This window comes from Sphaerotilus sp., from assembly GCF_041083715.1.
Taxonomy (GTDB): domain Bacteria; phylum Pseudomonadota; class Gammaproteobacteria; order Burkholderiales; family Burkholderiaceae_C; genus Sphaerotilus.
This window is the reverse complement of sequence record NZ_JBFPGY010000306.1, coordinates 1-6,466: the sequence shown is the minus strand read 5'-3', so window position 1 is coordinate 6,466 and position 6,466 is coordinate 1. Positions and strand designations below refer to the sequence as shown.

Here is a 6,466-nt window from a genome sequence, read left to right as displayed (position 1 = left end):
GCCGTGATGCGTGTCCAGCAGGCCAGCACCTCCTCCTTGCGGTAGAGCGCCGGGTTGACGTGCTTGTGCGCCGGATCGCCCAGGATCTCCCAGCGGCCGGCGGCGTTGCACCGGGACCAGTGCGGCGCGAGCCAGTCGGCGAAGTCGGCGCGCAGCAGCGGGTTGTTCTTCATCAGCCGGGCGGCGACGGCATCGAGGCTGTCGTAGTCGCGCAGCGGGGAGGGTTCGCGCAGCTGGTCGAGCCACTGCGCGTAGCGGCGCGGGGCCTGGTCGGGTGTGCTCTGCGGCAGGCCGAAGCCTTCGAGGTTGACGAGCCGGCGGACGCGCTCCGGGCGGATGCCGGCGTACATCATCACGACGTTGCCGCCCATGCTGTGGCCGACCAGGTCGATCGGCGGCGCGGCCTGCAGCCCGAGGCCGGGCGAGCAGAGCAGGGCGTCGAGGTCCCCGAGGTAGTCGGGGAACCAGTAGGTGTCGGTGCCGGGGGCTGCGGCGGTCCGGCCGAAGCCGCGCCAGTCCGGGGCGATCACGTAGCGCGGTGGGCCACCCGCTTCGCCCAGTGCGTCCAGCGCGTCGACGACGAACTGGAACGACGCCCCCACGTCCATCCAGCCATGCACCAGCACCAGCGGCGGCGTCTCGGGCGTGACCATCGACGGGTCGCCCCAGGCCATCGCGTGGTAGCGCAGGCCGCGGATCGGCACGAACAGCGAGCGCGCGGCGCGGCGTGGGGTGTACGGTGCAGCGGGAAAGGAGGGCGTCGTCATGCCCTCACTCTACGGGACGTGGCGGATCCTGGAAGTCACCGGCGCGATAGGTCAGCACCAGCGTGTCGCGCCAGCCGGCGGCGCCGTCGGGCTGGATCGGCGTGCTTTCGTGGACCACGCGCGGGTCGTCGAGCAGCAGCGCGCTCCACGGCTGGTCGAGCGTGAAGCGCACGCCATGCGGGCCGTCGGCCTGGAACACGCGCGTCTCGCCGCCCAGCACGCCTTCGCGCGCCACGAGCAGCACGGCGACGAAGTTGACGCCATCACGGTGCGCGCCTTCGGGTGTCGGGCGGCCGACGCCGCCGGTGGTGTCGATGCGGAAGGGGTGGGCCTCGATGAACCAGCGGCCGTCGAACGGGGGTTCGCTGGTGGTGTCGTGCGCGGCGGCGGCGAAGACCTCGCCCAGGTGCTGCACGACGGCGAGGAAGGCGGACGAGGCTGCCATCGCCGGGTCGAGCGGTGCGAAGTCGCGCAGCATGCCGCCGTGCAGCGCGTTGTAGGTGGTCGGCTGCCAGTGCGGACGGTGTGGCACGGCGGCCAGCGTGCCGGTGCGGGTGTCCTGCACGAAGCTGCCGTGGCGGCGGCGGCGGTAGCGGCCGCCATCCTTCAGGTGCTGGTCGGGCGGCAGGTCGTGCCAGAACGGGTCGAGGGCGTGCAGCGCATCGAGCGGGACGCCAGTGGTCGCAGTCAGCGCGTCGGGCGCCAGGCGCACGAAGCCCTGGGCACGCAGGTGGGCGGCGGCGTGGGCGCTCTCGGGGCCGGTCAGCGCGTCGGGATGGGCGAAGGTGGGGAGCATCCGGTCATTCTGCCTTGGCCGCCGCGGGCTGCCATTGCGCCAGCACCATCGCCGCGCAGATCAGCAGCGCCCCCAGCCAGCCGCGCAGACCGAGCTGTTCGTTCAGCATCACCCAGCCGCCGAGCGCCGAGAACAGCCCCTCGCTGCTGTAGATCACCGCCGCGTGCGAGGCGACGGCGTCGCGCTGCGCGATGACCTGCAGCGTGTAGGCCACGCCGATCGACAGCACGCCGCCCCAGGCGATGGCGCCGCCTGCGTGCAGCAGGCCGTCGGCGGTGACCGTCTCGCGCCCGAGCGCGACCGCCAGCGACAGCACGCCGGCCACCAGGTACTGCAGCACCGACAGCCGCAGCGGATCGTGCCGGCGCGCGAAATGGCCGACGAGCAGCATGTGTGCCGCCCACATCAGCGCACCGCCCAGTTGCAGCCAGTCGCCGGCCGCGATGGTGGCATCGGCCTGCACGCTCAGCAGGTACATGCCGGCCGTGGCGATGGTGACAGCGGTCCAGGCCTGGCGCGACACGGTGGCTCCGCCCAGCCGCATCAGCACCGGCACCAGCACGACATACAGGCCCGTGATGAAGCCGGCGTTGCTGACCGAAGTGCCCAGCAGCCCGACCTGCTGCAGGTTGATCGCCCCGAACAGCACGACGCCCAGCAGCGCGCCCGCGCCCGGCACGCCCGTGCTCGGATGCAGCGGCACCGACGCGAACGGCCCGCCGCGCCACCACCACAGCGGCCCGACCAGCGCGGCTCCCAGCAGCATCCGGGCGGCGGTGTAGGTGAACGGTCCCACCGTGTCCATGCCCATCTGCTGCGCGACGAAGGTCGAGCCCCAGATGGCGGCGGTGAGCAGCATGAGCAGGTCGGTGCGCAGCGCGGAACGGGTGGCCGGCACCGCGGCAGTGGCCGCGGTGGAAAGCGAAGAAACAGTCATCCCCCTAAGATAGCCGATCCATCCAGCCGACCCTGTCCAGGAGACACCCCGCATGCAATCCGTCACCCTCGGCCGCAGCGATCTGCGCGTCACTCCGATCTGCCTCGGCACGATGACCTTCGGCGAGCAGGTCGACGAGCCGACCGCCCACGCCATCCTCGACCGTGCGCTCGAACTCGGCATCGACTTCATCGACACCGCCGAGATGTACGCCGTGCCGCCGCGGCGCGAGACCTTCAACAAGACCGAAACCATCCTTGGCAACTGGTTCGCCGCCCGGCCCGAGGCACGGCAGAAGGTGGTGCTCGCGACCAAGGTGGCCGGCCCGTCGCGTGGCATGCCGTGGATCCGTGGTGGCAGCGCCGACCTGACACCGGACGACATCGTGGCCGCCTGCGAGGGCAGCCTGCGCCGCCTGCAGACCGACGTGATCGACCTGTACCAGATCCACTGGCCGGTGCGTGCGGTGCCGGCCTTCGGCGCCACCTATTACGACCCGACCCGCCGCGACCAGCCCGCCAGCAGCATCGAGGCCCAGCTCGAAGCGCTGCAGCGCCTCGTGCGCGACGGCAAGGTGCGCGCGGTGGGCGTGTCCAACGAGACCCCCTACGGCGTGTGCGAGTTCATCCACGCCGCCGAGCGCGCCGGCCTGCCGCGCATTGCCACGGTGCAGAACGCCTACTGCCTCGTCAACCGTGTGCCCGACAACGGCCTGGACGAAGCCATGCACCGCCACGACGTGTCGCTGCTGGCCTACTCGCCGCTGGGCTTCGGGCTGCTGACGGGCAAGTACGACACAGTGGGTTTTCATGACCCGCAGCAACAGCCCGGGCGGCTGGCGCTGTTCGCGAGCATGCAGAAGCAGCGCTGGGCGCGCCCAGAGGCGCTCGACGCTGCCCGTGCCTACAACGCGCTGGCCCGCGAGCACGGCCTGACGCCGACGCAGCTGGCACTGGCCTTCTGCTACCGGCGCTGGACGGTGGCGAGCACCATCATCGGCGTGACCAGCGTGGCGCAGCTCGAAGAGAACGTGGCGGCGTGGGACGTGCAGCTCAGTCCGGAACTGCTGGCGCAGATCGACGCGCTGCGCCGCCGCTACGGCGATCCGGCGATCTGACGCCGGAAGGTCAGCCGCCCAGCGCCGCCGTGACCCGCAGCGGGTCGAAGCCAAGCTGGCGCTGGCCGCGCACCAGCAGCGTCGGTGTGCCGGAAGCGCCCAGGCGCTTGTAGTCGGCCATGCACGCCGCGTCGCGCTCGATCAGGCATTCCTCGAAGGGGATGCGGTGTTCGGTCAGGTACTGCCGCGCCTTCATGCAGAAGATGCAGCTCACCGACGAGAGCATGCGGATGTCGCCAGCGCGTGCGACGGCACGCAGGGCGTCGGCCTGGCCGTCGCGCACCTGGGTCTGCACGACGCGGCCAAGGCCCCAGGCGAGGACGCCGACCAGCAGCACGGCGACGGCGCTGCTCCGGCGCAGGCGTTGCCACAGCGGCGGACGTTCGCTCATCGCACGGCCGCGGTGGCAACGACCTCGATCTTCCAGTCCGGCTTCGCGAGGCGGGCCTGGACGGTGGCCCGCGGCGGAGCGTGGCCGGGCACGACCCAGGCATCCCAGACGGCGTTCATGCCGTCGAAGTCGGCCAGATCGGGCAGGAAGATCTGCACCATCAGCAGCCGGGACTTGTCGCTGCCGGCGCGTTCCAGCAGCCGGTCGACCATCGCCAGCACCTGCGCGGTCTGGCCGCGGATGTCCTGGGTGGCATCGTCCGCCACCTGGCCGGCGAGATAGGCCGTGCCGTTGTGGATGGCCATGTCGGAGAGGCGGGCGCCGACGTCGAAGCGTTGCAGGGTCGTCATGGTGCGGTTCCGTTGTGCGCGGCGGCCGTGTCAGTGGGTCTGCTTGCGGTTTTGCCGTGTGCCGCGCGGAGGCTTGCCTGCCTTGGCCGGACGCGGGGTCGCGGCTTTTGCGGCCTCGGCCACCGGGGGCGCCGGGGCCTTCTGGCCGATGCGGCTTTCGGTGCCCTTCATCAGCTTGCTGATGTTGGCGCCATGCCGCCAGATCAGCAGCAGGCACATCACCACGATCGCCAGCGTCGCGGTGGACGGACCCCACACGATGGTCTGGATCGCAGGGGCGGCCACCGCCGCGACCAGCGCCGCGAGCGAGGAGTAGCGCGACCCGTAGGCCACCAGCCCCCACACCACCAGTGTCGCCAGCCCGAGCCAGACGTTGAATCCCAGCAGCACGCCGGCCGCCGTGGCCACGCCCTTGCCACCCTGGAAGCGGAAGAACACTGGCCAGAGGTGACCGAGGAACGCGGCCAGCCCGACCAGCGCCGCCGTGCCTTCGCCGAAGCCGATCCGGTCGCCGAACAGCTGCACCAGCAGCACGGGGAGCAGCCCCTTGACTGCATCGAACACCAGCGTGAGCACGGCGGCCTTCTTGTTGCCCGAGCGCAGCACATTGGTGGCGCCGGGGTTGCCCGAGCCGTAGCTGCGCGGGTCGTCCAGACCCATGGACTTGCTGATGATGACGGCGAACGAAAGCGAGCCGATGAGGTAGGCGGCCACGACGGCCACCACGATCCAGAGCGTGGTCATGGGTTGTGCGAGAGGGAGCTGGGGGACAGTCTGCCAGTGTAAGCCGCCTGTGCGGCCACTCCCACCGGGTCAGGCCCGGGCGGGCTCCGCTGCCTGCACCGGGACGGCGCCCAGTGTGGACGTCAGCACCGCCGGCGCCATGCCGACCAGGTAGCCGCGCCGACCGCCATTGATGTAGATGCGCTCGGCATCGAGCACGGTCGACTCCACATACACCGGCACCGCCTTGCGAAAACCGAACGGCGACGTGCCGCCGACCAGAAAACCGCTGTGGCGCTGCGCGACCTCGGGCTTGCAGGGCTCGACCTTCTTGGCGCCGATCTGGCGCGCGAGGTTCTTGGTGCTGACCTGCCGATCACCGTGCATCAGGATGACCAGCGGTCGGGCGTCCTGGTCCTGCATCACCAGCGTCTTGACGACGGCATGCTCGTCCACGCCGAGCTGGCGGGCGGACTCGGCCGTGCCGCCGTGGTCGACGTAGTCGTAGGGGTGCTCGGTGTAGGCGACGCCGTGGGCCTTGAGGAACTGCGTCGCGGGCGTCTCGCTGACGTGGACGGGCTTCTTCGCCATGCCGATCTCAGCGCCTCACGCCAGACCGAGTGCCGCCAGATCCCCCCGGCCGACGCGGATCACCACCGGCTCGCCCTGGCTCAGGTCGATCACCGAGGTCGGCTCGGCCGGGCAGGCGCCGGAATCGACCACGGCCTGGATCAGGTGGTCGTAGCGCGCGCGGATCTCTTCGGCGTCGTTGAGCGGCTCGGTCTCGCCACGCGGGATCAGCGTGGTGCACAGCAGTGGCTGGCCGAGCAGGCCGAGCAGCTCCTGCGTGACCACGTGGTCCGGCACGCGCAGGCCGATGGTGCGCCGCGACGGGTGTGAGACGCGGCGCGGCACTTCCTTGGTCGCCTCCAGGATGAAGGTGTAGGGGCCGGGGGTCGCGCTCTTGAGCAGGCGGTACTGCTTGTTGTCCACCTTGGCATAGCTCGCCAGCTCCGACAGGTCGCGGCACAGCAGCGTCAGGTGGTGCTTGTCGTCCACGCCGCGGGCACGGCGCAGTGCATCGACGGCCGCCTTGTCGTCGAGGTGGCACACCAGCGCGTAGCTGGAGTCGGTCGGGATCGCCGCGACGCCGCCGGCGGCCAGGATCGCGACGGCCTGGCGGAGCAGGCGCGGCTGGGGGTTGTCGGGGTGGACTTCGAAGTGCTGGGCGGCCATGGCAGGGCGGGAAGGTGGATCAGACCGGGTGCGTGATGCGCTCGGCGAGCAGTTCCCACACAGGGGTCAGTTGGGTGGGCAGGCGGGGCAGCTTGCCCAGGTCGGTGCGGCTTTCGGCGGGCGAATGGAAGTCGCTGCCGCGCGAGGCC

9 protein-coding genes and 1 pseudogene are annotated in these 6,466 nt (G+C 71.1%); 1 reads left to right on the top strand and 9 read right to left on the bottom strand.

Going from position 1 to position 6,466, the window contains the following annotated elements; all coding sequences use genetic code 11:
- The 3 genes from AB3X43_RS14315 to AB3X43_RS14305 form a co-directional block, all read right to left on the bottom strand.
- Positions 1-767 (bottom strand): alpha/beta fold hydrolase (locus tag AB3X43_RS14315; protein WP_369430535.1); only part of this gene is annotated, 767 nt, incomplete at its 3' end.
- A 4-nt stretch (positions 768-771) separates the two neighbouring features.
- Entirely contained in the window at positions 772-1,563 is a 792-nt protein-coding gene (locus AB3X43_RS14310) for a 2OG-Fe dioxygenase family protein (protein WP_369430534.1), read from the bottom strand.
- A 4-nt stretch (positions 1,564-1,567) separates the two neighbouring features.
- Complete coding sequence (locus AB3X43_RS14305; RefSeq protein WP_369430533.1) at positions 1,568-2,500, bottom strand: DMT family transporter; 933 nt, start codon at positions 2,498-2,500, stop codon at positions 1,568-1,570.
- 52 nt (positions 2,501-2,552) lie between these two features.
- On the opposite strand from AB3X43_RS14305, the gene AB3X43_RS14300 reads away from it, so the two are divergent.
- On the top strand, positions 2,553-3,617 hold the full coding sequence (locus AB3X43_RS14300) for an aldo/keto reductase (RefSeq protein ID WP_369430532.1): 1,065 nt from the start codon (positions 2,553-2,555) through the stop codon (positions 3,615-3,617).
- Between the two features lie 10 nt (positions 3,618-3,627).
- Here the strand turns inward: AB3X43_RS14300 and AB3X43_RS14295 are convergent, their stop codons facing one another.
- The 6 genes and pseudogenes from AB3X43_RS14295 to AB3X43_RS14270 all read right to left on the bottom strand — a co-directional run.
- A complete protein-coding gene (locus AB3X43_RS14295) occupies positions 3,628-4,008 on the bottom strand; it encodes a glutaredoxin family protein (RefSeq protein ID WP_369430531.1) in 381 nt (126 codons plus the stop codon).
- Complete coding sequence (locus AB3X43_RS14290; RefSeq protein ID WP_369430530.1) at positions 4,005-4,358, bottom strand: RidA family protein; 354 nt, start codon at positions 4,356-4,358, stop codon at positions 4,005-4,007. Before AB3X43_RS14290 ends, AB3X43_RS14295 begins: the two co-directional genes overlap by 4 nt.
- 30 nt (positions 4,359-4,388) lie before the next feature.
- Positions 4,389-5,102, bottom strand: a complete 714-nt coding sequence (plsY, locus tag AB3X43_RS14285) for a glycerol-3-phosphate 1-O-acyltransferase PlsY (RefSeq protein ID WP_369430529.1) — start codon at positions 5,100-5,102, stop codon at positions 4,389-4,391.
- 69 nt (positions 5,103-5,171) lie between these two features.
- Positions 5,172-5,672: a Cys-tRNA(Pro) deacylase gene (gene ybaK / locus AB3X43_RS14280; RefSeq protein WP_369430528.1), complete on the bottom strand. Its 501-nt coding sequence runs from the start codon at positions 5,670-5,672 to the stop codon at positions 5,172-5,174.
- Between the two features lie 15 nt (positions 5,673-5,687).
- Positions 5,688-6,317, bottom strand: coding sequence for an L-threonylcarbamoyladenylate synthase (locus AB3X43_RS14275; protein ID WP_369430527.1), 630 nt, complete (start codon positions 6,315-6,317; stop codon positions 5,688-5,690).
- A 19-nt stretch (positions 6,318-6,336) separates the two neighbouring features.
- Positions 6,337-6,466: pseudogene (locus AB3X43_RS14270) on the bottom strand (phosphatase); the annotation flags it as partial.

What these genes read in the sequence shown, in the direction of transcription:
- AB3X43_RS14310 (WP_369430534.1), bottom strand. Translation starts at nt 1,563, where the DNA reads ATGCTCCCCACCTTCGCCCATCCCGACGCGCTGACCGGCCCCGAGAGC.
- AB3X43_RS14305 (WP_369430533.1), bottom strand. Translation starts at nt 2,500, where the DNA reads ATGACTGTTTCTTCGCTTTCCACCGCGGCCACTGCCGCGGTGCCGGCC.
- AB3X43_RS14300 (WP_369430532.1), top strand. Translation starts at nt 2,553, where the DNA reads ATGCAATCCGTCACCCTCGGCCGCAGCGATCTGCGCGTCACTCCGATC.
- AB3X43_RS14295 (WP_369430531.1), bottom strand. Translation starts at nt 4,008, where the DNA reads ATGAGCGAACGTCCGCCGCTGTGGCAACGCCTGCGCCGGAGCAGCGCC.
- AB3X43_RS14290 (WP_369430530.1), bottom strand. Translation starts at nt 4,358, where the DNA reads ATGACGACCCTGCAACGCTTCGACGTCGGCGCCCGCCTCTCCGACATG.
- plsY (WP_369430529.1), bottom strand. Translation starts at nt 5,102, where the DNA reads ATGACCACGCTCTGGATCGTGGTGGCCGTCGTGGCCGCCTACCTCATC.
- ybaK (WP_369430528.1), bottom strand. Translation starts at nt 5,672, where the DNA reads ATGGCGAAGAAGCCCGTCCACGTCAGCGAGACGCCCGCGACGCAGTTC.
- AB3X43_RS14275 (WP_369430527.1), bottom strand. Translation starts at nt 6,317, where the DNA reads ATGGCCGCCCAGCACTTCGAAGTCCACCCCGACAACCCCCAGCCGCGC.